This window comes from Mangrovimonas cancribranchiae (assembly GCF_037126245.1).
GTDB lineage: Bacteria > Bacteroidota > Bacteroidia > Flavobacteriales > Flavobacteriaceae > Mangrovimonas > Mangrovimonas cancribranchiae.
Window position 1 is genome coordinate 2,375,830 of sequence record NZ_CP136925.1, and the last position, 26,430, is coordinate 2,402,259.

Annotated in this window: 24 protein-coding genes and 1 pseudogene; 18 read left to right on the forward strand and 7 right to left on the reverse strand. The window is 34.5% G+C overall.

All coding sequences use genetic code 11. The annotated features are described in order from the left end of the window. Positions 1–17: 17 nt before the first annotated feature. Together R3L15_RS10910 and R3L15_RS10915 are read right to left on the reverse strand one after the other, a co-directional pair. Positions 18–2,540 (reverse strand): DUF5686 family protein, encoded by a 2,523-nt coding sequence (locus R3L15_RS10910; RefSeq protein ID WP_338731685.1) that lies wholly within the window; start codon positions 2,538–2,540, stop codon positions 18–20. Between the two features lie 66 nt (positions 2,541–2,606). Further along, on the reverse strand, positions 2,607–3,584 hold the full coding sequence (locus tag R3L15_RS10915) for a pyruvate dehydrogenase complex E1 component subunit beta (RefSeq protein ID WP_338731686.1): 978 nt from the start codon (positions 3,582–3,584) through the stop codon (positions 2,607–2,609). Positions 3,585–3,878: 294 nt separating this feature from the next. Here R3L15_RS10915 and R3L15_RS10920 point away from each other — a divergent pair, with 294 nt between their 5' ends. From R3L15_RS10920 to lspA, 8 genes are all read left to right on the forward strand, one after another. Beyond that, positions 3,879–4,625, forward strand: a complete 747-nt coding sequence (locus R3L15_RS10920; RefSeq protein WP_338731687.1) for an electron transfer flavoprotein subunit beta/FixA family protein — start codon at positions 3,879–3,881, stop codon at positions 4,623–4,625. 21 nt (positions 4,626–4,646) lie between these two features. Beyond that, a complete protein-coding gene (locus R3L15_RS10925) occupies positions 4,647–5,606 on the forward strand; it encodes an electron transfer flavoprotein subunit alpha/FixB family protein (RefSeq protein WP_338731689.1) in 960 nt (319 codons plus the stop codon). Between the two features lie 142 nt (positions 5,607–5,748). Further along, positions 5,749–6,369, forward strand: a complete 621-nt coding sequence (locus R3L15_RS10930) for a bifunctional nuclease family protein (RefSeq protein WP_338731691.1) — start codon at positions 5,749–5,751, stop codon at positions 6,367–6,369. A gap of 7 nt (positions 6,370–6,376) precedes the next feature. Continuing rightward, on the forward strand, positions 6,377–8,092 hold the full coding sequence (locus R3L15_RS10935) for a nucleoside transporter C-terminal domain-containing protein (protein WP_338731692.1): 1,716 nt from the start codon (positions 6,377–6,379) through the stop codon (positions 8,090–8,092). Positions 8,093–8,185: 93 nt separating this feature from the next. Beyond that, positions 8,186–9,010, forward strand: a complete 825-nt coding sequence (locus tag R3L15_RS10940; RefSeq protein WP_338731693.1) for a thymidylate synthase — start codon at positions 8,186–8,188, stop codon at positions 9,008–9,010. A gap of 10 nt (positions 9,011–9,020) precedes the next feature. After that, complete coding sequence (locus R3L15_RS10945) at positions 9,021–9,944, forward strand: dihydrofolate reductase (RefSeq protein ID WP_338731695.1); 924 nt, start codon at positions 9,021–9,023, stop codon at positions 9,942–9,944. A gap of 88 nt (positions 9,945–10,032) precedes the next feature. After that, positions 10,033–10,914: an ACP S-malonyltransferase gene (fabD, locus tag R3L15_RS10950; RefSeq protein WP_338731697.1), complete on the forward strand. Its 882-nt coding sequence runs from the start codon at positions 10,033–10,035 to the stop codon at positions 10,912–10,914. A gap of 11 nt (positions 10,915–10,925) precedes the next feature. Beyond that, complete coding sequence (gene lspA / locus R3L15_RS10955; RefSeq protein ID WP_338731698.1) at positions 10,926–11,414, forward strand: signal peptidase II; 489 nt, start codon at positions 10,926–10,928, stop codon at positions 11,412–11,414. A 33-nt stretch (positions 11,415–11,447) separates the two neighbouring features. Here lspA and R3L15_RS10960 read toward each other — a convergent pair whose 3' ends face one another. From R3L15_RS10960 to R3L15_RS10970, 3 genes are all read right to left on the reverse strand, one after another. Continuing rightward, the gene (locus tag R3L15_RS10960; protein WP_338731699.1) at positions 11,448–11,639 is read right to left on the reverse strand and encodes a hypothetical protein; all 192 of its coding nucleotides are present in this window, start codon (positions 11,637–11,639) and stop codon (positions 11,448–11,450) included. A gap of 188 nt (positions 11,640–11,827) precedes the next feature. Then, positions 11,828–12,853 (reverse strand): UDP-glucose 4-epimerase GalE, encoded by a 1,026-nt coding sequence (galE, locus tag R3L15_RS10965; protein WP_338731701.1) that lies wholly within the window; start codon positions 12,851–12,853, stop codon positions 11,828–11,830. Further along, complete coding sequence (locus tag R3L15_RS10970; RefSeq protein WP_338731702.1) at positions 12,846–13,979, reverse strand: DegT/DnrJ/EryC1/StrS family aminotransferase; 1,134 nt, start codon at positions 13,977–13,979, stop codon at positions 12,846–12,848. Before R3L15_RS10970 ends, galE begins: the two co-directional genes overlap by 8 nt. Positions 13,980–14,061: 82 nt before the next feature. Between R3L15_RS10970 and R3L15_RS10975 the strand changes: the two genes are divergently transcribed. Together R3L15_RS10975 and R3L15_RS10980 are read left to right on the forward strand one after the other, a co-directional pair. Next, positions 14,062–15,294: a glycosyltransferase N-terminal domain-containing protein gene (locus tag R3L15_RS10975; protein WP_338731704.1), complete on the forward strand. Its 1,233-nt coding sequence runs from the start codon at positions 14,062–14,064 to the stop codon at positions 15,292–15,294. Between the two features lie 117 nt (positions 15,295–15,411). Then, positions 15,412–15,765: a hypothetical protein gene (locus R3L15_RS10980; protein ID WP_338731705.1), complete on the forward strand. Its 354-nt coding sequence runs from the start codon at positions 15,412–15,414 to the stop codon at positions 15,763–15,765. A 51-nt stretch (positions 15,766–15,816) separates the two neighbouring features. Here R3L15_RS10980 and R3L15_RS10985 read toward each other — a convergent pair whose 3' ends face one another. Then, positions 15,817–16,827 carry a LacI family DNA-binding transcriptional regulator gene (locus R3L15_RS10985; protein WP_338731706.1) on the reverse strand — a complete coding sequence of 337 codons (1,011 nt, stop codon included), beginning with the start codon at positions 16,825–16,827 and terminating at the stop codon, positions 15,817–15,819. Positions 16,828–16,975: 148 nt separating this feature from the next. Here R3L15_RS10985 and R3L15_RS10990 point away from each other — a divergent pair, with 148 nt between their 5' ends. The 8 genes and pseudogenes from R3L15_RS10990 (at position 16,976) to R3L15_RS11025 (ending at position 22,427) form a co-directional block, all read left to right on the forward strand. Then, positions 16,976–17,395, forward strand: coding sequence for a hypothetical protein (locus R3L15_RS10990; protein ID WP_338731708.1), 420 nt, complete (start codon positions 16,976–16,978; stop codon positions 17,393–17,395). Beyond that, positions 17,395–18,111, forward strand: a complete 717-nt coding sequence (locus R3L15_RS10995; RefSeq protein WP_338731709.1) for a hypothetical protein — start codon at positions 17,395–17,397, stop codon at positions 18,109–18,111. Before R3L15_RS10990 ends, R3L15_RS10995 begins: the two co-directional genes overlap by 1 nt. Before the next feature lie 69 nt (positions 18,112–18,180). Further along, positions 18,181–18,396, forward strand: coding sequence for a hypothetical protein (locus R3L15_RS11000; RefSeq protein WP_338731710.1), 216 nt, complete (start codon positions 18,181–18,183; stop codon positions 18,394–18,396). Then, positions 18,396–18,761: a DUF2200 domain-containing protein gene (locus tag R3L15_RS11005; RefSeq protein WP_338731711.1), complete on the forward strand. Its 366-nt coding sequence runs from the start codon at positions 18,396–18,398 to the stop codon at positions 18,759–18,761. Before R3L15_RS11000 ends, R3L15_RS11005 begins: the two co-directional genes overlap by 1 nt. 52 nt (positions 18,762–18,813) lie before the next feature. Next, positions 18,814–19,194: a hypothetical protein gene (locus R3L15_RS11010; protein WP_338731712.1), complete on the forward strand. Its 381-nt coding sequence runs from the start codon at positions 18,814–18,816 to the stop codon at positions 19,192–19,194. A 73-nt stretch (positions 19,195–19,267) separates the two neighbouring features. After that, positions 19,268–20,284 carry a TQO small subunit DoxD gene (locus tag R3L15_RS11015; RefSeq protein ID WP_338731713.1) on the forward strand — a complete coding sequence of 339 codons (1,017 nt, stop codon included), beginning with the start codon at positions 19,268–19,270 and terminating at the stop codon, positions 20,282–20,284. 121 nt (positions 20,285–20,405) lie between these two features. Beyond that, positions 20,406–20,615 (forward strand): annotated as a pseudogene (locus R3L15_RS11020) (amino acid transporter); the annotation flags it as partial. A gap of 159 nt (positions 20,616–20,774) precedes the next feature. Beyond that, the gene (locus tag R3L15_RS11025) at positions 20,775–22,427 is read left to right on the forward strand and encodes a solute:sodium symporter family transporter (protein WP_338731715.1); all 1,653 of its coding nucleotides are present in this window, start codon (positions 20,775–20,777) and stop codon (positions 22,425–22,427) included. Positions 22,428–22,501: 74 nt separating this feature from the next. Here the strand turns inward: R3L15_RS11025 and R3L15_RS11030 are convergent, their stop codons facing one another. Next, a complete protein-coding gene (locus R3L15_RS11030; RefSeq protein ID WP_338731717.1) occupies positions 22,502–26,404 on the reverse strand; it encodes a T9SS type B sorting domain-containing protein in 3,903 nt (1,300 codons plus the stop codon). Positions 26,405–26,430 lie beyond the last annotated feature (26 nt).

A 26,430-nucleotide genomic window follows, 5' to 3' on the forward strand; every position in this document is an offset into this window, starting at 1 on the left:
TATAGGTTGTGTTTTTATTAAAAATTAAACCCAAAACTTCCTGTTACACCAAATTTTCTTGCATTGGGACGTTCTAGGTAATTTCCTCTAAAATTAAAATCTAATCTAAACACCTTAAAGATATTGCCTACACCAAAGCTATATTCCCAGTAAACCCTATCTTTTGGAGCAATAGCACTTGCTGTTAATGAGTTGTAGTTTAGCGTAGATAAGGCTGGTTGACTTAAAGCAATATTATTGTTTGAAATATCGCCCCAAACACCTCTTATACTAACTATTTCACGTAAGTTTAGCTTTCTTAATAAAGGTATTCTCGAAAAAAGACGCCCGTTAAAGTTATGTTGTAAATGTAATGTTGTATAAGTATCTGTTACAAACTCGTAATAATCCATTTGTGAAAATGTATTATAAATTGAGAAGTATGATTGGTTTCCTGGTACCACGCTTAAAAGCCCTAAAGGCACATCGCCAAATATTTTTCCTGCTTCAACAGTAGAATACAATACTCCAAAACCTCCTATTCGCCAAGGTTGCATAAATGAAAATTGTACTTTGGTATAATCGAAATCGCTTCCAAATACGCCTTTATCGCCTCGAGTTACTTGCGCAAATAAACTGGTATAATAGTCGTTTGATATTAATCGTTCTACACCATAACCAGACATTCTTCTATTTGGAAAATAGGATAACGATAAGCTGGTTTCAAATTGTTTTATATGCGATCTGATTCCTCCTGTTTCATCAAAATAATCTAAACTAAATGTTGGTGAAGCAGATTCGAGCGTTCTATAACTTCCTGTGACTCTAAAAATAAGATTTTTTGCTGGTTCTAGCTCTAATGCCGCTCCTGTTACCGATATAGTTGTAAGTTTATCATTTATTCCTGTTCCTATAATAGAGGACGAAATAAGACTTCTTCCTAAAATATCGGTTGATGTGGTAAGACTAGCTCCTATTTGCTCGACATCTTGCCGGTAACCTGCTGAAACAATTAATCTATTCCTTTTGTTGATTAACCATTTTCCAGTTATACCATACTTGAATTTTTCATCTTTAAATCCATAGGCTGTAAAACCTTCAACTCGCCACATATCGTTAGTTCCAAAATAGGTTCTTCCTCCTGTTCTAAGTCGTAAACCTTCAACATCATTATAGCCTACAGTTGAAAAAATAGGGCCATAATCGAAATTAAGCTCATCAAACTCCACATATCCAGACACTAAAACGGTTCCTAAGTTATAAAGTCTTTTAAATTTTTTTACGGTTTTTAAGGTATCTAACATTTTATAAACACCTTTTTCATCTGTATTTAATTCCTCCATTCGGTTTTCATTCCAGAATGTTTCATCGCGAGAATAGGCTTCATCGTTAGGGTTAAACACGTCTTTATTATAAAAGCTTTCTGCCTTTTCTTTATCGAACTCGTAATTATCGTATAAGGTTGTACGCTTTCCATACACACCACGAGAAGATTCTTTTTTCTGAAATGAAAAATCGGACATAAAATAATCGCGTTTTATTAGGAAAACACTATCATTTAACACTTCAAACTCCTGCTCTATATAAATATCTTTTACCCAGTTAATGTTTGCACTTTTAGAGGCGTGCATATTAATCTCTTTAATGGCGTACGTCGTGTCGGCCACCCAAAAATCACCTTTAAAGGTTAATTCGTTTTTTCGTCTAGGGTAATATATAATGTTGTAGCACCATTTATTATCAATAAATGTACTATCAGATAACACATAGTTGTAGGTATTAATTCCTGTTCTAGAAATAGGGCTAACAAAGCTTTTATCGAAGAATTTCAAGTAGTTATCGTAAACACTATAATCGGAATAAAGGTCTTCTATAAAATCAACTACAAATTGGTTGTTTTCAAAGCCTGAATTTTTATTGCCTTTAAGCTTTTCTTTTTCTTTATTTAAGTTATTGTCGCCATAGACTTCACTAACCGACTCGTTAATAAAAATAGGAAGATATGTTTTTCCTGTAACCCGCGAGGTATCTACTTCGTTAAAAATAAATTCCATGCCTTTAAAAATGCGACTTTCCATTAAGGCGCTATCTACATTATTTAAATCGAATTCAACTTTCTCATACTTGTCGTACTTATACTGCTTAAATTTATTTAAACCATTTTTACGTTTTCGTTGCCATATTTTTTTTAATATGGCAATGGCTGGGTTTTCATTTTCGTCTTTAGATTGTTTTCCAGTAACAATAACCACTTCTTGTAACGCATCGGCTTCTTCTTGTAAAGTGAATTTTAAATCGTAGTTAACACGCTTTTCCAGAGGATATTCTATATTTTCATACCCTACGTAAGTTACCATAAGTGTTTTCCATGTGTTATCGGACTCTAGGTAAAATCTTCCGTTTTCATCAGTAATGGTTCCTTCTGAAGAATTTTTAAAAAACACATTGGCGTAAGCAGCCGGCTCGCCTAAATCGTCATAGACATAGCCACCAACTTTGGTTTGCGCAAAAATTGCACAAGAACACAACATCAAATATGTTATAAGTAGATTAAATTTCATTCTTAACAAAAAAACTTCATCAACAGTTATGCCGATGAAGTTCTTTATATGTAAAAATTGTAAAAATTATTTATATAATACCTTCTTCACAGCCTTAATTACGTCGTTACTGTTAGGCAACCACTCTTCTAATAAAACGGGCGAATATGGTGCTGGGGTATCGGCTGTATTTATTTTTTCAATTGGCGCATCTAAATAATCAAATGCTTTAGATTGCACTTGATAAGTAATCTCTGTTGCAATGTTTCCAAAAGGCCAAGCTTCTTCTAAAATCACTAATCGATTTGTTTTCTTTACTGAATTTAAAATCGCTTCATGATCCATTGGTCTTACGGTTCGTAAATCAATAATCTCACAAGAAATGCCTTCTTTCTCCAATTCGTCTGCCGCTTTGTAGGCTTCTTTTATGATTTTTCCAAAAGATACAATCGTAACATCATCCCCTTTACGTTTAATATCTGCAACGCCTAATGGAATTAAATATTCGCCTTCTGGCACTTCACCTTTATCGCCATACATCTGTTCACTTTCCATAAAAATTACAGGATCATCATCACGTATAGCTGATTTTAACAATCCTTTTGCATCATGTGGGTTTGAAGGCACAACAACTTTTAATCCTGGGCAGTTGGCATACCAACTTTCAAAAGCTTGAGAGTGCGTTGCTGCAAGTTGTCCAGCAGAGGCTGTTGGGCCACGAAATACAATTGGACAGTTAAATTGCCCGCCCGACATTTGACGTATTTTTGCTGCGTTATTTATAATTTGATCAATCCCTACTAAAGAGAAATTAAACGTCATAAACTCTATAATAGGTCTATTACCATTCATAGCAGATCCAACACCTATTCCTGCAAAACCAAGCTCAGCAATTGGCGTATCAATAACACGTTTTGGACCAAACTCATCCAACATGCCTTTAGATGCTTTGTATGCTCCATTATATTCTGCTACTTCTTCACCCATTAAGTAAATGCTATCGTCGCGACGCATTTCCTCGCTCATGGCTTCAGCTACAGCTTCTCTAAATTGAATTGTTTTCATTTGTTTTCTATTCTTTTAAACAGGAAAGCAAAAATAGGAATTATTCATAAAAAATACCGTCTAAAAAAGGTTTTGTTTTTTTTACCTAACATTAGCCTTAGCAAGACTTTAAAAAAGGTATTTGCAATTATAATATTCTTAAAAAAGCTTGTTTTATTTTCATTAATTGATTGTAATATCATTTTTTTTTATTTAAAAACCTAAATTTACTATGCGTGCATAACAAATAATCCAATTAAAATACCTAACTTCGTGGTCTCAAAAAAAGTAACACTCAAAAATCATAAAATCGATATGAAAATATTAGTATGTATTAGCCACGTGCCTGATACGACTTCAAAAATCAACTTTACCGATGGTGATACAAAATTTGACACTAACGGTGTTCAGTTTGTGATTAATCCTAACGACGAATTTGGTCTTACTCGTGCCATGTGGTTTAAGGAAAAACAAGGTGCTAGTGTAGATGTTGTTAATGTTGGCGGTCCAGAAACCGAACCAACCCTTAGAAAAGCCCTAGCTATTGGAGCTGATACTGCTGTAAGAGTAAATACCGAAGCTAAAGATGGTATGCAAGTTGCCAAAGAATTGGCTAAAGTAGTACAAGATGGCAGTTACGATTTAGTGATTGCTGGTCGTGAATCCATTGATTATAACGGTGGAATGGTTCCAGGAATGTTAGCCGCTTTATTAGATGCCAATTTTGTAAATAACTGCATTAGCCTTGAAGTTGACGGCACGTCAGCAAAGGCCATTCGTGAAATTGATGGCGGAAAAGAGTCTGTTTCTACGTCTTTACCCCTAGTTATTGGCGGGCAAAAAGGTTTGGTTGAAGAAAGCGACCTTCGTATTCCTAATATGCGAGGTATTATGATGGCTAGAAAAAAACCGCTTAATGTAGTTGAACCAACAAGTGCATCAGCTGAAACAGCTTCTGTATCGTTTGAAAAACCAGCACCAAAAGGTGATGTAAAATTAGTAGATGCAGACAATGTAGGTGAGTTAGTGAATTTACTTCACAACGAGGCTAAAGTAATATAAATTCAAATCCAAAAAGAAATTATGTCAGTTTTAGTATATACAGAATCAGATAAAGGAACATTCAAAAAAATAGCATTAGAAGCAGCATCGTATGCAAAAGCTATTGCCGATAAAATGGAAACAACAGTTACCGCAGTTACAATTAACGCCGACGACACCTCGGTTTTAGGCAACTACGGTGTAGACAAAGTATTAAAAGTAAACGACTCCAATCTAGACGCCTTTAACGCTAAGTCTTATGCTAGCGTTATGCAACAAGCTACTGAAAAAGAAGGCGCCAAAGTTGTTGTGGTTAGCTCTAGTGCCGATAGCAAATACATGGCACCTGTTTTAGCTGTAAACCTGAATGCAGGCTATGCTTCTAACGTAGTTGAAGCCCCTTCAAATACAGCGCCATTTACGGTGAAACGTAACGTATTCACGAACAAAGCTTTCGCCAACACATCTATCGATACCGATGTGAAAGTAGTTGGCTTATCTAAAAATGCTTTTGGTGTTGTTGAACATTCAGCAAGTGCTGCTGAAGAAGCATTTTCACCTTCTTTACCAGAATCTACGGTAAATGTAGAATCTGTTGACAAAGTAACAGGTAAAGTAACCATTGCCGATGCAGAAGTTGTAGTGTCTGGTGGCCGCGGACTTAAAGGTCCTGAAAACTGGGGAATGATTGAAGACTTAGCAGATGTACTAGGTGCTGCCACAGCATGTTCTAAACCTGTAAGCGATTTAGGATGGAGACCTCATAGCGAACACGTAGGGCAAACAGGAAAACCAGTAGCATCAAACTTATACATTGCCGTAGGAATTTCGGGAGCTATTCAACATTTAGCTGGAATTAATGCCTCCAAAGTAAAAGTAGTTATCAATACAGATCCAGAAGCACCTTTCTTTAAAGCTGCTGATTATGGTATTGTTGGAGATGCTTTTGAAGTGGTTCCAAAACTTATCGAAGAATTAAAGACATTCAAAGCTCAGCAATAAATATTTTTTTCATAAATTGTATTTATTAAAGGACTGTTTGAATTGCACTTTACAGATTACTGCCTATATCGTTTTATAGAAAATTTGTGTCTAGCAGTTGGTAAAGTCTTAATTTAAACAGTTCTTTGTGTTTTATATTTCTATGAGTTTAGTTCGTCTTAACATAAAAGGAATTTCCTATAGCCAAACCCAAAATGGTGCTTACGCCCTTATTTTAAACGAAGTAGATGGCGACCGGAAACTCCCTATAGTCATTGGCGCTTTCGAAGCACAATCCATCGCCATAGCTTTGGAAAAAGAAATTAGACCGCCAAGACCACTTACCCACGATTTATTTAAAAGTTTCGCCGATAGATTTGATATTGTTGTAAAACAAGTCATTATTCATAAGTTGGTTGATGGTGTATTTTATTCTAGCTTAATTTGTGAACGCGATAAAATTGAAGAAATTATTGATGCTAGAACCAGTGATGCTATTGCATTAGCTCTACGTTTTGAAGCACCTATTTTTACGTATAAAAACATCTTAGACAAAGCTGGTATTTACCTAAAAGTAAATCCAAAAAAAGAAGACGAAGAAACCGAAGACAGTATTTTAATGGATGATTTGGTTGCCGAAGAACTCGAATCTGAAGCACAATCGTCAAGTGACAACTACAAAGACAAAACCTTACAAGAACTTCATAACCTATTGGATGATGCCGTTGCTAAAGAAGACTATGAAAAGGCAGCTAAAATCCGTGATGAAATCTCTAAACGATAACCAACCAATGAAACAGTTTTTACTAGCGCTATTCGCTATTTTTTTTGGACTAAACACAACACTTCAAGCACAGGAATTAGAAAAAAAATGGCAATTCGAATCTATCACAGATAGCTCAGGTAAAACCCTTTTTAAGATTGACACAACCGATGTTTTAAACCTTAACAAAAACACGTTTTCTTATTCGTTATTAGCTAAAGACACATTAAAAACTTCTGGCGACTTTATACATCAAAACAATTTATTGGTGTTTTATTACAGCCAACCTAACGACACTATTAGACGTTATAAAATTAACGAACTCACCGATTCTACATTAGTGCTTTCTGAAAACAATATTAAATACGCTTTTACCAGAGATACACAAGTCGAAATTATTTCAAAAACAGACGCCAAAGAGAGTAGCATTATCCCTAGCCAAGGTTTTACATTAAATAGTTTTTTACGAGGCACTCTAGGAATGCTATCGCTTATTTTTATCGCCTTTCTTTTTAGTAGCAATCGAAAAGCCATTAACTGGAAAATTGTTAGTATTGGCTTAGCCTTTCAGCTCTTAATTGCTGTAGGTGTTTTAAAAGTAGATTTCATAAAAGCGATGTTCGAATTTGTTGGAGGCTTATTCGTACAAGTTTTAGAATTCACTAAAGCAGGAAGTAAATTTTTATTTGAAGGGCTTGTTGTAGACATGGATACTTTCGGGTTTATTTTTGCCTTTCAAGTATTGCCAACTATTATATTCTTTTCGGCTTTAACTTCTGTATTATTCTATTTAGGTATTATTCAAAAAGTTGTTAAAGGCATGGCTTGGCTGCTTTCTAAAGCCTTAAAAATATCTGGAGCCGAAAGTTTAAGTGTTGCGGGAAACATATTTTTAGGACAAACCGAAGCACCACTTTTAATAAAGGCGTATTTAGAAAAAATGAATAAATCTGAAATCCTTTTAGTCATGATTGGTGGTATGGCAACCGTCGCAGGTGCTGTACTTGCAGCATACATAGGATTTTTAGGAGGCGATGACGAAGTGTTACGTTTATTTTATGCTAAACACCTTTTAGCGGCTTCGGTAATGGCAGCACCTGGCGCCATAGTTATTTCTAAAATATTATACCCACAAACTGAAGATGTTAATACCGATGTGTCTGTTTCTCAAGAAAAAATAGGCGCAAACTTTTTAGATGCCATTGCCAACGGTACTACCGAAGGTTTGAGACTTGCTGTTAATGTTGGCGCCATGTTATTAGTTTTTGTAGCTTTTATAGCTATGTTTAATGGTATTTTAGGCTGGGTAGGAGATGTTTCGACAATTAACACTTGGATATCCAACAACACCAATTACAGCAGCCTTTCTCTTGAACTTATTTTAGGCTATATTTTTGCCCCGCTTATGTGGCTTATTGGTGTTGCTAAGGAAGACATGATGATGATGGGACAGCTGTTAGGGATTAAACTAGCTGCTAGCGAGTTTATAGGGTACATTCAACTTCGCGATTTAAAAGATGTCACCAATTCTACCCATTTAACTTATGAAAAATCGGTAATTATGGCCACGTATATGCTTTGTGGTTTTGCTAATTTTGCGTCTATTGGTATACAAATTGGCGGTATAGGTTCTTTGGCTCCTGGGCAACGTAAAACCCTTTCAAAGTTTGGTATGAAAGCCTTAATAGGTGGAACCATAGCGTCATTAGTATCGGCCACAATAGCAGGAATGATTATTGGATAAAACTCGTTAATAACTTTTAATAGAATTATAGGGTTAAATCACTTTGATTTAACCCTTTTTTATATTTTTATTTTTCAATAAAATGATAGCAATATGAAGCAGTATTTAGACCTAGTTAAACACGTTTTGGAACACGGTAATGAAAAAGGAGATCGTACAGGAACAGGTACAAAAAGTGTTTTTGGTTATCAAATGCGATTTGATTTAAGTGAAGGATTCCCTATGGTTACTACAAAAAAGTTGCATTTAAAATCTATTATTTATGAATTGCTTTGGTTTTTAAAAGGCGATACAAACATTAACTATTTAACTAAAAATGGTGTAAGAATTTGGAATGAATGGGCTGACGACAATGGTAATCTTGGACCAGTTTATGGACATCAATGGCGTAACTGGAATAGCGATGAGATTGACCAGATTAAAGATGTGATAGACACTTTAAAAAATAATCCAAATAGTAGAAGAATGTTGGTTTCTGCCTGGAATCCTTCGGTGTTGCCAGACACCTCTAAAAGCTTTGCAGAAAATGTAGCTAACGGCAAAGCTGCGCTTCCTCCTTGTCACGCATTTTTTCAATTTTATGTGGCTGACGGTAAGTTATCTTGCCAGCTATATCAGCGTAGTGCCGATATATTTCTTGGTGTCCCTTTCAATATTGCCTCATATGCGTTATTAACCATGATGATGGCTCAGGTTTGTGGTTATGAAGCTGGTGATTTTATTCACACTTTTGGTGATGCTCATATTTACAGCAATCACTTTGAGCAGGTTCAACTACAATTAAGTCGCGAGCCAAGACCACTGCCTAAAATGATACTAAACCCAGAAGTAAAGGATATTTTTGACTTTACTTTTGAAGATTTCACCTTAGTTGATTATAATCCGCATCCACGCATTAAAGGCGCTGTGGCTGTTTAATAACAAGATTATGTTCGGAAAAAAGAAAAAAACATCCCAAATAGACAAAGAGCAACTAGAACTCATTGAAAATGCGCAACGTCGTGTTAAACAAAAAAAGCGCTTATATATTCATTTTGTCATCTTCTTGATTGGTGCTGTTTTTTTAATTGTCGCCAATACGGTTTTAGGCATAGGAAAAGATGTGCATTTTTTTGGAATTGATTGGTTTGTTTTCGCTATACTAATTTGGTTATTTTTATTTGTCTACCATCTATTTAATGTATTTGTCACCCATAAATTTATGGGTAAAGATTGGGAAAAACAGCAATTAAACAAGCTGGTCGCTAAACAACAAAAACGTATTGAAAAGCTAAAACAAAACGTAATAAAAGAAGAAAATACCATAGCTAAAACAGAAGCCAAAAAAGAGATCGAACAGCAAAAAAAAAGTTCTAAAACCAAAGAGCTCACCATAATTGTTGCGGCTGGTGAAGATAACGCTATTGGCAAGGATAACGATTTAATTTGGCATTTAAGTGACGACCTAAAACGATTTAAAAAATTAACATCTGGTCATCATATTATCATGGGAAGAAAAACGTTTGAAAGCTTCCCAAAACCACTACCCAATCGTACACATATTGTTATTACCAGACAACATGGTTACAAAGCTCCCGAAGGCGTTGTTGTTGTTAATAACTTAGAAGACGCTTTAGATGCTGCCAAAAATGATGACCAACCATTTATTATTGGTGGCGGTCAAATCTATAAACAAGCTATGTCTTTAGCCGATAAAATAGAATTAACACGCGTACACGATACTTTTGAAAACGCCGACACATTCTTTCCCGAAATTAACCTTAACGAATGGAAAGAGACAAGTCGCAATAGGCACGAAAAGGATGAGAAGCATAAGCACGCTTTTTCATTCATTACTTACATTAAAAAATAATTTCCATACAATTATCAGCCAAGCAAAATCAATAGGTTTACCTTTATATTTTTATTCCTATTTTTGCAGCAATAAATTTTTGAAATCAATGAAAGCATACATATTTCCTGGTCAAGGCGCTCAATTTTCTGGAATGGGCTTAGACCTTTACGAAAACTCACAATTAGCGCAAGAACTTTTTGAACAAGCCAATAGTACTTTAGGTTTTTCTATAACCGATATTATGTTTGAAGGTTCTGCTGAAGATCTAAAACAAACCAAAGTCACGCAACCAGCTATCTTTTTACATTCGGTGATTTTAGCAAAAACTTTAGGTGACAGCTTTAAACCAGATATGGTTGCAGGTCATTCACTTGGAGAATTTTCAGCATTAGTTGCTAATGGCACTTTAACTTTTGAAGACGGTTTAAAACTTGTTTCGCAACGTGCTCAAGCTATGCAAAAAGCGTGCGAACTTCAACCAAGTACTATGGCAGCTGTTTTAGGACTAGACGATGATATTGTTGAGAAAATATGCGCTACTACAGAAGGTATTGTTGTTGCTGCAAACTATAACTGCCCTGGACAATTAGTTATTTCTGGAGAAGTGAACGCTATTAACAAAGCTTGCGAAGCCTTAAAAGAAGAAGGCGCGCGCCGTGCTTTGGTGTTACCAGTTGGTGGTGCGTTCCATTCACCCTTAATGGAGCCAGCCCGAGAAGAATTAGCCGCAGCTATTGAAAATACGACATTTAGTAAACCTAACTGCCCAATATATCAAAACGTTACCGCAAACGCTGTGATTGATGAAGCAGCCATTAAAACAAATTTGATTTCGCAACTTACTGCACCAGTAAAATGGACACAGTCTGTACAACAAATGATTACCGATGGCGCTACATTATTTACAGAAGTTGGCCCAGGAAAAGTACTGCAAGGACTTGTTAAGAAAATAGATCGTTCTGCTGAAACGGCATCTGCAACTTTATAAATCAATACTTAATGAAGATATCTCGTTCTGTATTTATTGCTATTTTAATTGTTTTTAACATAGCCATTGATCAAATAAGTAAAGTTGTTGTAAGAGCTAATGTAACGCCTTACCAAGAAAGCGACATTATTGGCAAATACTTTATATTAACCAATGTTGAAAACAGAGGTGCTTTTCTAGGTATGGGGAGCGACATGAACCCGACCTTACGTCTTATTTTCTTATTAATTTTACCAACTATTGTTTTGGGTTATGTAACCTACTATATTTTAAAAAACAAGTCGCTAGACAAGCATTCTTTAATAGGGTTTTGTTGTATAGTTGGTGGCGGAATAGCTAATGTTTTTGATAGGTTCGCTTATGGATCTGTTACAGATTTTCTACATATAGACTTAGGCGGCATTTTTAAAACAGGTATTTTTAATGTCGCAGACATGTCGGTCATGCTTGGCCTTGGCCTGTTACTTTACGCTAGCTTTAAGCATAAAAAAAGCCTCTAAAAAGAGGCTTTTTTTATAGTTTTATGGATGTTACTATCTTGCTAAAACACAGTCTTCGCAATCTTTTATTTCACCGTAATAGGTTTCTCTATATTTATGTACTGTTTTGTATGGAATACTTATAAAGTACTTTCTAATGTAAGTTACTTTAGTAAGTAATTCACCCATTCTTGGGGTGTGTCTTTTTTCTTCTTTTGTTTCTCTTTTTACAGTAATCAATCTCATAATATCAGTTAACATTAAGTACAAAATAACGAAGGTTTTATGTGAAACACAAAAAATTGAGGTTAAATCATTGTTAATCAGAATATTATTTTCATATTAACAATAATAAATAGAAAAGGTTGTCAAATTGACAACCTTATGATAAACTTGTATGTGGTATTTATAATTTCTTAAAAATTGATAAAAAACTAATCTTTTGTAATTTTTTTCTGCCAATTCCATGCTGAAAGCAAGGCTTCATCTAGTGATAATTTAGCCCTCCAACCAAGTTCGCTATTAGCTCTTTCGGTATCGGCATAGGCTGCTATAACATCGCCTTCTCTTCTATCTGCTATTTTATAATTTAAGGTCTCTCCGGAAACTTTTTCAAAAGAATTAATTACTTCCAAGACAGAACTCCCTTTACCTGTTCCTAAATTAAACACTTCGTAGTGTGCTTTATTGTTATTTTTCAACAAGCGTTCTAAAGCTACAACATGTGCTTTTGCCAAATCGACCACATGAATATAATCACGAATACAGGTACCATCTTCTGTAGGATAATCGTTACCAAAAACAGATAATTGCTCTCTAATCCCAACTGCCGTTTGTGTAATAAATGGCACTAAATTTTGTGGAACACCAATGGGTAACTCTCCTATGTGGACAGATTCATGCGCTCCTATGGGATTAAAATAACGTAGTGCTATAGCTTTTAAATTAGAGTTTGCTTTACATGTATCTTTTATAATTTCCTCGCCTATTTGTTTTGTATTGCCATAAGGCGATTCTGCTGGTTTTATTGGCGCACTTTCTTTTATTGGTAACTCATCGGCTTGCCCATAAACGGTACATGAGGAACTAAAAATAAAGTTTGGCGAATCCATAGCTCCAAATTCCTGAAGTAAATAAACTAGTGTGGTTAAATTATTTTCATAATACAACAATGGTTTATCGACACTTTCTCCAACGGCTTTACTTGCTGCAAAGTGAATAATACCTTCGATGTTATTATGCTTTTTAAAAAATGCTTGAACCTTAGGTTTCTCTCTTAAATCTAATTTTTCAAACTCGGGTAATTTTCCAGTAATTTTCTCTATACCATCTAAAACAGACAAAGAGGAATTCGATAAATTGTCTATAATAACAACATCAAATCCTATATTTTGTAATTCAACAACAGTATGAGAGCCAATAAACCCTAATCCACCTGTTACTAATATTTTTTTAGCCATTAATAAAGGTCTTTATGTGATTTGCTATAAACGCGATTTGTTCATCGTCGAGTTCGGTATGCATAGGTAACGAAATTACATCTTTCACCAACTGATTGGTTACTGTAAAATCGGCTTCGTTATATCTAGAATCTTGATACGCTTTTTGGTTGTGTAACGGAATAGGATAATAAACACCACAAGGAATATTATTATCGTTTAAGTATTGTACCAAAGCATCTCTATCTACTCCCGATAATTTTAATGTATATTGATGATACACGTGATTATCTTTGGCACCATATTCGTAAGGTGTCGTAATCTCGCTAACATCTTTAAAGTGCTCATTATACTTATGAGCTGCTCGTCTTCTTGAAGCGTTGTAAGTATCTAAATGTACTAATTTAGCATCTAAAACAGCCGCTTGAATAGAGTCTAACCTAGAATTCACACCAACAACATCATGATGGTATCTTTTATACATACCATGATTTACAATACCACGTATGGTATGTGCTAAATCGTCGTTATTAGTAAAAATGGCTCCACCATCGCCATAACACCCTAAATTTTTTGATGGAAAAAATGACGTTGATGATACATCGCCTATTGTTCCTGCTTTTGCTTTGTCGCCATTAGCATAAGTATACGTTGCACCAATAGCTTGAGCGTTATCTTCAATAACATAAAGGTTATGCGCTTTTGCTACTTCCATAATAGCCTCCATATTGGCACATTGTCCAAATAAGTGCACAGGCACAATAGCTTTTGTTTTTGGTGTAATAGCCTTTTTTATTGCTTCAACATCTATATTAAACGTATCAGCTTCAACATCAACTAAAACTGGGGTTAATCCTAGTAAAGCAATAACTTCCACCGTTGCTGCGAAAGTAAAATCTGCTGTTATTACCTCATCACCTGGCTTTAAACCAAGTCCCATCATCGCTATTTGTAAAGCATCGGTACCATTTGCACATGGTATAACATGCTTAACACCTAAATAGTTTTCTAAATTTTTCTGAAACTCATGAACCTTTGGTCCATTAATAAATGTTGCCGTATCAATAACTTCCTGAATAGCAGGATCAACAACATCTTTTATACCGGAATATTGACCCTTTAGGTCAACCATTTGAATTTTTTTCATACATCACGAAATTACAAAATTCGCCAACGTTAACCAATGATTTTTTATTAAAGAAACGTATTTTAGCAACAAAGTAAAAACCTTGCATTTTCTTTATAACATTCTCATTTTTTTGGTTCATCCTGTTTTAAAATTTGTTGGATTATTCAACAAAAAGATAAACTTGGGTGTAACTGGAAGGACTAAAACGTTTAAATTACTTGAAAAACATTTAAGCAACAACCCACAAACTATTTGGTTTCATTGTGCTTCATTAGGGGAATACGAACAAGGTTATCCTGTTTTTAAGGAAATTAGAGACACTTACAAAACACATAAAATAGTCCTTACTTTTTTCTCGCCTTCCGGATATGAAATTAAAAAAAACACCGACATTGCCGATGTTGTTTGCTACTTACCATGGGACACCACATTTAATGCTAAAAAGTTTATCAACTTAGTAAAGCCAGAACTAACCGTATTTGTAAAATATGATATTTGGCCTAATTTTTTATCTGAATTAAAACTACGTAATAGTAAAGCCATATTAATATCGGCGCTTTTCAGAGACAATCAACTTTACTTTAAACCACAGTTTAAGTTTATGCGAAAGGCTCTTTTTGCTTTCGATTATATTTTCACTCAAGATAACGCCTCTAAAAATATTTTAAAACGTATTGGCTATAACAATACCACTGTAAGCGGTGACACAAGGTTTGACAGAGTTTTCAGTCAGCTAAACATGGACAACAACATAGATTTTATCAAAAACTTCAAACAAGACAACCTCTGTTTAGTTGCGGGTAGTACATGGCCAGAAGATGAAAAATTGCTCGTCAATTTTATTAATAATTATAATAATGATATAAAGTATATTATTGCCCCACATAATATTAAACCGCTTCAAATTAAAAACCTTAAAAAAAGCATTAATAAAAAGGTGGTTTTATTTTCTAAAAAAAATACAAATAATCTTAAAGAGGCTCAAGTTTTTATCTTAGATACTATAGGATTGCTATCAAAAGTTTATAATTATGCCGACATCGCTTATGTTGGTGGCGCCATTGGTAATACGGGATTACACAACACACTAGAAGCGGCTGTTTTTAAAGTTCCTATAATAATTGGTGATAAGTATGAGAAATTTCCTGAGGCATTTGATATGATAAAACAAGGGAGTATGTTTTCTATAAAAACGCAACAGGACCTTGAAAAAGTATTAACACAACTCATTAAAAATACATCTCTTCGCATAAAAACAGGTGATGATAATTTTAATTATATCAAAAAAAACACAGGTGCTGTCATCCAAATTATGGACTTTCTACGTAAATAAACCATGAAAAATGCAACTAATCGCTAAAATTGTTAAAATATGTTAAATAATATTTGCATAGTTACATGATTAGTTGTTAAATTCGTTTTTATTAAATAACACTAAAACTTTTAACTGATGAAAAAATTATTATTAAGTGTAGCTTTATTAATGGCTTTAGGATTAACAGTTACTTCTTGTAGAGATACTAAAAAAGAGGAAGCTGCCGATGCTATTGAAAATGCCGCTGAAGAAACACAAGACGCTATTGAAGAAACTGCACAAGATGCTGGAGACGCTGTAGAAGAAGCTGCTCAAGATGCTGAAGATGCTGTAGAAGGTGCTATGGATGATGCTAAAGATGCTGCTAACGATGCTATGAATGAAGCTGACGAAGCTGTAGACAAAGCCGTTGATGGCGCTAAAGAAGCTGGCGAGGCTGTAGAAGATGCTGTAAACGAAGCTAGTGATAAACTTACAGGAGACGAATAATTTTTATTATTCTTTCAATAAAAAAGGCTCAAAATATTTTGAGCCTTTTTTTTATATCTTCTTTGTAGAGTTTCTTTCTACAATTTTGGTCTTAACCACCTTATTTACTGGTTCTGTTTTTAACTTACCTTCTATCCTATCTAAAAGAATTCCTGCTGCTATTTTCCCTATGTTTTCGGCATGTTGGCTGACTACAGTTAAAGAAGGATTGGCGTATTCTGCTACCATACCATTAGTAAACCCGATAACAGAAAGGTCTTGAGGTATGTCAAGATTATTTAATCTGGCAGCGTTTTGAGCTAAAGCCGCAGAATATTCATCAGCAGCTAAAATGGCATCAATTTTTTGGTTCTTAAATACTGTTGTTAACGTTTTTTCTATTTCTGTATAATGAGATACATTTACAATATTAGGCTGCTGATTTAAACTAGAAACAGCTTTTACATAACCTGCTTCTCGATGTTGCCCAACACTCGTATTTGAAATAGGGTTTAAAAACAAGATATTCTTACTTCCTAAATCCGACAAAAATTTCACAGCCTTGAAAGCGCCATCAAAATCATCAACAGTCACTTTATCGCAAGTTATATCATCTAAAACACGATCAAACATAACCATTGGCATGTTATGTTTTGCGCTTTTTTCAAAATGGTCGTAAACTTTGCTTTTTTGGGTTTCTTCGGCTACCGATAAAATCACACCGTCAACACTACCATTAATAAAGGTATTAATACTTTCGGCTTCTTTTTGGCTCGACTCATTAGAAAGGCATATAACAATTTTATAGCCTCTTTCTGTAGCTTCTTGCTCGATACCGTAGAGAACTTTATTAAAAAATTCTATTAAAATAGCTGGAATAATAACTCCTATGGTTTTTGTTGACTTAGATTTTAAACTTCTAGCAATATTATTAGGTACATAATTACAGGATTCTGCAATATCTTTTATACGTTGTCGTGTTCTAGCGCCAATCTCGGGACTATCGTTTAAAGCTTTAGATACCGTTGATACAGATACTCCTGCAAGATTAGCTAAGTCTTTTAATGTGGTTTTAGAAGGCATAATTGCGCAAATAATTAATCTTTATAAAAATATGACTTATTTTTTGCAATGTAATCATTAATACATCGTAACACGTTATTTTTCTTTTAAAGTTATATCTTTATTTTATTATCTTAGTCTTTCTAAACCTACTTAAATCATAATTACTATGAAACCAACTGCATTAAAACGATATAGTATTAAATGTCTTTTAGTTCTAGCCAGTATAGTTTGTTATACTAGTAACATAAAAGCCCAAAATCAAACTAAATTAGCGCCTTTTAAGTTAGTTATAGAGCACTCCAACCAAGGGTTTTCCTTGACTAGCCTTAAAGGTACAATATGGAAAAAATTATCTTTTTCTTTAAAAAGTGATACATCACAAATTATCGACGAATATGGTTTATTAAGTTCTGGAACAACTTCTAAAGTAGCTCCACCAAACTTAACCGATTTTCTGTTTACCATAACAAAAACTGCCGATGGCGTTTTATTAAAAGGGCTTGAAGGAACTGCTTGGACAGAACTTTCTTTTAGCTTACCTGTAAAGGGCAAACAACTATTTACTCATGAAGGTATGGTGAAGTAATGAAGTATCTTTTTTTTATATTTATTTTAACCGCAACCTGTATATCCGCAAAGGCTCAAAAATTATATAAATTTGACTATTTAATTACTTACGAACGATACTTTTCTGGAGAAGACTCTACTAAATCCTATCCTGTAAGTTATTTAACTAACTCTAAAGACAATAGCTACCTTGCAAAAATAACTTACTTACATGATAACAACATTCAAATTATATTTTTTAAACACGATGTTATTTATGCTAATGTAAAAACTACACAACAAGAACTTATTAAAGCAGAAACTATTGCCATTCCTTGCTCTGCCATTACCAAACTAAAAAACTCCCACAAACATCTAACCAAAAACTATTATTTTACTAATTTAAAAGATACTATAATTAATGATTTACCGCATGCTGTATATACATTGCAAAGTAATTATAAACCACGAAAAAAAAGACGAAAAAAAATAGGAAAGAACATTTATATAGTTGATAAATCTACTAATTATCACTTACCAATACTTCCGTTTAGTACAGCCTATGAGGAATGGCTTGAAGAAAAAAATATCCCAAATGGTATTATAACTCAAAGAATATATGTCAATCATTTAAATAAAATAGGTTCAATTAATAAACTAAAAAACATTTATAAAATTGATAAAAAGATTCTTATCCCTAAAGAATGTTGGCCTCCTAAAATCCCCCAAATAAAAATATCACACCGTTATCACTAATATGCCTTTATCTATTAAATTTATGGCTTAATTTTTTGTTACCTTAGTCTAAATTCTCAAAAGAAACCTATGAAAAACCCTATTCTCCTAATTACATTTTGTTTATTACTAACCTTTACCTCTACAAAAGCTCAAGAACAAAACACCTCACATTTTACTCTCAAGGCTTCTGGCGGTATTGGATATAGTTTGGTTAAAAATGATACCCAGCCTAACTACAATTTAAATAGTAATTATGCCGATATAGTTTTAAACTACAACTTCACTAAAAAACTAAAGCAATAATGGCTAAAACTCACGACGAACGCATAGCAAGCATGACCTTTGCCTCGGTTTACCCGCATTATATTACTAAAGTTGAAAAGAAAGGCAGAACTAAAGCCGAACTTCATCAAGTTATAGAATGGCTCACTGGTTTTAACAATAAAACCCTACAAAAACTTATTGATGACAAAGTAACTTTTGAAAGCTTTTTTAAAAAGGCAACGCTACATCCTAATGCGCCGTTAATTAAAGGCGTTATTTGTGGCTATCGCATCGAGGATATTAAAACACCCCTAACACAGCAAGTTAGATACTTAGACAAGTTGGTTGATGAGTTAGCCAAAGGCAGAAAAATGGACAAAATTTTACGAACACCAAAGCCTTAACTTTAAGAAAACAATAACACCGTTTACAATAGGTGTTTTTTAAATTTACGGCGTGAAAGAAAAAATCTCTATAAAAACAATCGCTTCTTTACTTTCCTTGGTAGGGTTAGCGGTATTGTTAATTCTTTCCCCTTGCAAGGTTAGAAACTTCATCCAACAGGAACTTGGCACCCAACAAACCGAAGTTTCCAATAAGAATAAAACCACAATAAGTCTTTCTAATTGCCTTGATACTGAAATAACTAATCACGATTCAACCTTAGGAAACACTAGTTTTTCACAACAACTTGCAGCTATTAAAACAGATGTTAGCACTTCGTTTATAGCAACTAATTTTAGTTATAATCACACACCTTCTTATGCAGCAAGAAAACATGCAAGTGCTACAATTCCTCTCTATATTTTATATCAAAACTTTAAAAACTATCTGTAATTAATTACGCTTATTCACCTCGTATTACCAGTTAATGTTACTGGTATTTTATTAATTAACAGATATTTTAAAAATGACATATAACAAAAAAAACGATGCTGGACTTCTAGTTCTAGCACTAAGATTAGTAATTGGTTGGACCTATTTTTCTGCCTTTTGGAGAAGAACTGTATTAGTTGATAAACTCGATCCTGATTTGGCAGGCTACATAGGCGAAAAATTCAATCACTTTTTACCTCACGCTTTAGGTATTAAACCTGTAATTCAATATTTAGTAGAACATCCCGATATCTTATGGATAAACATGGTTGCTTTTACTATAATTGAAGGTATTGTTGGATTATTCATCATCTTTGGTGCATTTACCAGACTAATGAGTATAGGCGTATTTGGATTAGCCATGGGCATTCTTCTAGGCTCTGGCTGGATTGGCACCACTTGTTTAGACGAATGGCAAATAGGAGTTCTAGGTATTGCTACAGGGTTTGTATTATTTTTTACAGGTAGCGGAAAATACTCTATAGATAATTACCTTATAAAAAACACATCTACTATAACTAAAAAGAAATGGTTTTCTTGGCTTGGATCTGGAACACTTCCTATTAAAGAAACTATTTTTCCAAAAATTGTTTTAGTAGGATCGATAGCTATTTTAGGAATTGCGCTAATGACCAATCAAATTTTTCATGGTGGTTTATGGGGAACACTTCATAACAAATCGGTTAAACCTCAATTAGAAATCACTAAAGGTAAGATAGTTAATAACGCCTTATCTTTTGATGTTTTTAGAACTGAAGGTGTTGATGTTTATGGAGCTTGGATTATTGGCATTGAATTACTTGATCAACAAAATAACACCATACTAAAATACACACCTACAGATTTATCGTCTTTAAGTAACAATAGTATTTCAAACTATTATATTGCCAAAGTTAAACCAGGAAAACATAGTTTAATTATTCCTTTAGGAGCCAAAGCAAATTTAACCTTAAAACATCCTAATTTAACACAGTTAGAAAAGGGAACTTATACCTTAAAAATAACAGATATAAGTGGTGTCTTTTGGAAGCATAATATTGCAAGTAATTAAAGTTAAAAATAGCCTATCTAGGTTTCACTCAATTTTTATCACCTTTCTACCAAACATACCGCCTAACCCTACCGTAAAAGTTATATAAAATGACGTACTCAAAAAAAGTCTAAAAAATGCTATATCGACAGGTATCAGCGGCATGGTTGGTGGTGGTATTTTTGCTGTATTAGGATTAGCTGTTTCATTAGCAAAAAGAGGTACACCAATTGCCTTTTTATTTGCGGGAATATTAGCTCTAATAACGGCTTACAGTTACGCAAATTTCTCTAAAAAATATCCTAATAGAGGTGGAACTGTTAAATTTATTAATCAAGGTTTTGGAAAAACCAGTATTTTAGCTTTGAAAAAAACGTATAAGAATCATTCTTTTTTTATCAATTTTTCAATAAAAAAATTTTATTCAACAATTGCACTAATTCTTTAAGCAATGTATACTGTTTACAGTATTTGAATTGTATATTTAGCTTCTTAACTAACTAAAAAAATCATGATTGGATTGCTTTCCTTTATAGGATTTACAGCTCTTGTGGCTATTATATCTTATTTCGCTACACGAAATACAAATGAAAATTCTTCAGACGGTTATTTCCTTGGTGGTAGAAGTTTAACGGGTGTTGTTATAGCAGGCTCGTTATTACTAACCAACCTCTCTACCGAACAAATTGTTGGATTAAACGGTACTGCCTATAAAGAAGGTGTTCTTGTAATGGCCTGGGAAACCTTAGCCGCAATTGCTATGGTAATAGCCGCCATTTTTCTATTACCTAGATATTTAAAAGGAGGCATTGCAACCATCCCTACGTTTTTAGAACGTCGATATAACAAAACAACAAAAGCCATAACCTCTGGTTTGTTTTTAAGTGGTTATGTCGTGGTACTTTTACCCATTGTTTTATACTCTGGCGCATTAGCCATAAATAGCATGTTCGATGTTCCGGAAATGTTAGGCGTTTCTAAAACAGTTGGACTATGGATTACGGTATTTTCTATTGGTATTATAGGGTCTATTTATGCCATTTTTGGTGGTCTTAAAGCTGTAGCAGTTTCCGATACAATTAATGCCATTGGATTATTAATTGGCGGGTTACTTATTCCCATTTTTGGACTAATGGAAATTGGCAACAATAGTATTACTGAAGGAATTTCAACGCTTTTTGAATCAAACCCAGAAAAGTTTAATGCTATTGGCGATGTAACAGCCTCGGTACCTTTTACTACGATTTTTACAGGTATGATGCTTGTGCAATTATTCTATTGGGGTACCAATCAAGCCATTATACAACGGGCTTTAGGAGCTAAAAACCTTAAAGAGGGTCAAAAAGGTCTTTTACTAGCCTCTTTTATAAAGATATTAGGGCCTTTAATTGTTGTCCTTCCTGGTATTATTGCCTTTCATATTTTTCAAGGTAATCTTTCCAACCCAGACGAAGCGTATCCAGAGTTAGTAACTCGTGTTCTACCAGCATCTTTAGTAGGTTTCTTTGCTGCGGTGTTATTTGGTGCCATACTTAGTTCATTTAACAGTGCTTTAAACAGCTCGGTAACCTTATTTGGTGTTGATATTTATAAGGAATTTATCAATAAACAGGCTTCTGAAATTCAAATTGTAAAAGCTGGAAAACGTTTTGGTGTTTTATTAGCATTGCTTTCCATGTTTGTTGCTCCATTTATTGCGAATGCTCCAGACGGGTTATTTGGCTATTTACAAGAAGTTAACGGTTGTTATAGCATCCCTATTTTAACCATTATTGTTGTGGGATATTTAACCAAACGTGTCCCTGCAATTGCAGCAAATATTGCTATTTTATCTGGAGCTATTCTTTATATTATCAGTCAGTTTGTATTACAACCGTATTATGTAAACACAGCGTTGGCAGATGCGAAAGCAGCTTCAATAACAGATGAAGCCGCATTAGCCTTAATTAAAGCCGAAGCTTACCCGCATTATTTACATGTAATGGCTATACTGTTTGTCTGTAATATTATTGTTATGCTTATAATTGGTAAGCTTTTCCCAAGAAAAGAAGCTTACACAGATACATTTACTCAAGAAGTAGATATTACTCCATGGAAATATGCAAAAACAGTAGGAGTTGCTATTACTCTTATTGTTATTGCTATATATATTTATTTCTCTTAAATAACTAAAACTCAGTATTATTAAAAAAGGCTTTTACATTTAAGTAAAAGCCTTTTTTGTTATGGTTTTTATCGCTATCGCTTTAATGCAAAGTGCGATTTAAATTGCTTTTGTTGCCCAGACATATCATCTACATAAGTTAACACAAACCAATAATCTGTTGAGGGCACTTTTTCACCTTTATAAGTTCCATCCCATCCAGGACCAGAAGGCCTTATTCTTGTGATAATTTTCCCGTATCTATCGTAAATAGTTATTTGAGCACTATTTTGATCTTCAAATGCTGTAATATTCCAAGTATCATTATAAGAATCATCATTGGGTGTAAAAAACTTAGGATAACCCACAATATTAATATCTTCAATGGTTAGAACACCACAGGATGGGTTTTCAGTTTTCATATCGTATACATAAACCGTATGTTCTCCAATACTTACGTTAGCAAACACACCACCATTATTAACTATAGGACCATCATCTAATTGAAACCAATACTCACCATAACCTTCTACAGTAATTATAATACTAGGGTTAGCATCTAATCCATCAGATTGTGACACATTAACCAAAACAGCTTGTCCTGATTGAAATACTTCAAAAGGTTGACTAACATCTGAATCGCAATTTGCCGTATTTTGAATTTCGGTGACAGATACCGTATAAAGCCCTGGAGCATTAGTATTAACCACATAAGTATCTTGATTTGCTCCTGTAATCTCTGTTCCATTTAAATACCATGTGTACGCGTAGTTAGCACCTTGCAAATCACTAACTAATGTCACTTGATTTTGCACAGCATCAGTTAAATAATCGACACACAATGTATTAGTACCATCTAAAGATGAAATGACAGGCGTTAATACTGGGCTAACGGTATAATCTACACTTGTAGTTGCTATACAAACATTAGGTATATTAACATTCTCTACGCGAATGTGAATCGTTTGATTATTTGCTACTGAATTAACAAAAGTTTCTGGATTAGTTATTAAATCTGTTCCATCTATAGCCCCTTGAGAAGTTTCGTGATAAGTTACTTGGTAATCTGCAGCATTTTGTCCATTTAAGACTTCTGCGCTTAGTGTTGTTAAATCAAACTCATGAAATCCATCATTTAGTCCATCATCATCACATACAACAACAGGATTAGGCATCGTTGCCATAGCAGCGTCTTCTACATATAATTCAAAAGGAAATATTTCAGAACACAAACTTGAATTATTTGTAATTTGAACATAAATCGTTTGATTATAGGCTACAGTATTGTTGTATGGGTTTTGGATGATTTCTATCGTAGCAGCACTGTCTTCGTAAAAGGTGACATCAAAATCTGAAATATTTTGCGTGCTTCCTAAAATATTAGCAACCTCAGCATCTAAATCGAAAGCATAAATTCCATTTCCACTAGTACCACATTCGGTTAAACTGGTTACGTCTATAGTTGGAATTGGACTCACCTGTATTTCCATGGTCTCGGTAACGGCACATTGGCCAGTGTCGGGCGTAAATGTATAGATTGTTGTAGTTGTGTTGTCCATAGCAGGACTCCAACTTCCTGTTACACCATTATTAGATGTCGTTGGTAAAGCCGCTAATGCATCACCTTCACAAATAGGAGCTACTTGTGTAAACGTTGGGATTACAATCGGATTAACTACTATTTCCATAGTTTCCGTAACGGCACATTGACCTGCATCTGGGGTAAACGTATAGGTTGTTGTAGTTGTGTTATCCATAGCAGGACTCCAACTTCCAGTGACGCCATTATCAGATGTCATTGGTAAAGCCGCTAAGGTATCGCCTTCACAAATAGGGACTACTTGTGCAAACGTTGGCGTTACAATTGGGTTAACTACTATTTCCATAGTTTCCGTAACGGCACATTGACCTGCATCTGGGGTAAACGTATAAGTCGTTGTAGTTGTGTTATCCATAGTAGGACTCCAAACTCCAGTTATTCCATTGTTAGATGTGGTTGGTAAAGCAGCTAATGCATCACCTTCACAAATAGGATCTATTTGTGTAAACTCAGGAATTAATCCAGAATTTACAATTATCTCCATAGTTTCCGTAACGGCACATTGACCAGCATCTGGAGTAAACGTATAAGTCGTTGTGGTTGTATTATCTATTGCAGGACTCCAACTTCCCGTTATTCCATTATTAGATATGGTTGGTAAGGCAGCTAATGCTTCGCCTTCACATACAGGATCTACTGGTGTAAATATTGGCATTACAGTTGGATTAACTATTATTTCCATAGTTTCGGTAACGGCACATTGACCAGCATCTGGGGTAAACGTGTAAATTGTTGTTGCCGTATTATCTATAGCAGGGCTCCAACTTCCAGTAACGCCATTATTAGATGTGGTTGGTAAGGCAGCTAAGGTATCACCTTCACAAATAGGATCTATTGGTGTAAACGTTGGCGTTACAATTGGATTAACTATAATTTCCATAGTTTCGGTAACGGCACATTGACCAGCATCTGGGGTAAACGTATAAGTTGTTGTTACTGTATTATCTATAGCAGGACTCCAACTTCCAGTGACGCCATTGTCTGACATAGTTGGTAAAGCAGCTAAGGTATCACCTTCACAAATGGGGTCTACTTGTGTAAACGTTGGCGTTACAATTGGATTAACTATAATTTCCATAGTTTCGGTAACGGCACACTGACCTGCATCTGGAGTAAACGTATAGGTTGTTGTTACTGTATTATCTATAGCAGGACTCCAACTTCCGGTAACACCATTATCTGACGTGGTTGGCAAAGTAGCTAAGGTATCACCTTCACAAATGGGGTCTATCTGAGTAAACGTTGGGATAATAGTTGGCGTTACAGTAACAGTTTCAGTTTCAGAAAGCGGTTCTGAGCAAACAACTGTTCCATCGTAATTAATCACTTCTGTATCCTCTAATTGCCAAGTCATATCTGCTGTTGGCGATTCTACAAACGATGCCACTCCTGTATCGTCCAATACAACTTCTTGAGTCGCGCCACCATCTATAGTGTAATGTACAGCTGCATATGGCGTTCCTGTTATAGTAAAAGTTACATTATCGCCTTCACAAATTGTGGTATCTGATGCTGCTAGCGATGCTGTTGGTAAAGGGGTTACAATTAAATCAAATTCAACAATAGCATAACAATCAGTAATTCCTGAACTCACTTTAGCATAAACATGCTCTGGATTAGACGTGTTTACATAAAATCCAGCTAATGGATTAATCCCATCTGTAGCATCAGCTAAACTTGAAAAGTATTCAACAGTTTCATTAGCTAAATCGTTAGAAATACTACTACTTAAACTATTTAAGTCAAATACTCCTATATCTGGCGTAATACTACATTGTTTAACATCGCCTATTTCATTAGCTTCTGGCGGACTAGGAAATGCACCATCTCCTTGCATAGCAGAACCTGTCCATTGAATCTCGAAAGGCGTATCAGCTCCAGGAGCTAAATCATGAGGTCTGTCAATTACAATATAATAATATTCGCCAGCAAGAACATCTAACCAACGTACATAACCATTTCCATTATCACCTGGTCCAGCTTGTGTTACCGTTGCTGTACTATTCATTCCTGTGTGATTATTGGATAAACCTGCCTGCTCTGGATTTGTGGTTGCACAACGAATAGGAGATCCTAAGTTGGCACAATTTCTATTTGGCCCAAACACCCAAAAATCGTAATCGACAGCTAAATTTGGATCTTCTGGTATTAAATCGAATCCTAATGTTCCATCTTGTACAATTTCAATTCTTAACCATATAGAATTATGCTCGTAACTTCCACAAGCATCTGAAAACTCTAAATCTCCATAGCCAGAGGCATTAGACATAAAAGTTCCATTACCACAAACTGTAATAGCATCTACACAATCGTTTGGTTCTTGCGCATATAATTGTGTAAATATGCTTAAAAAAGCACTTAATATAATATACTTTTTAATTGTATTCCCTTTCATCATAGTATCTCAAAAAAATCATTTTAAAA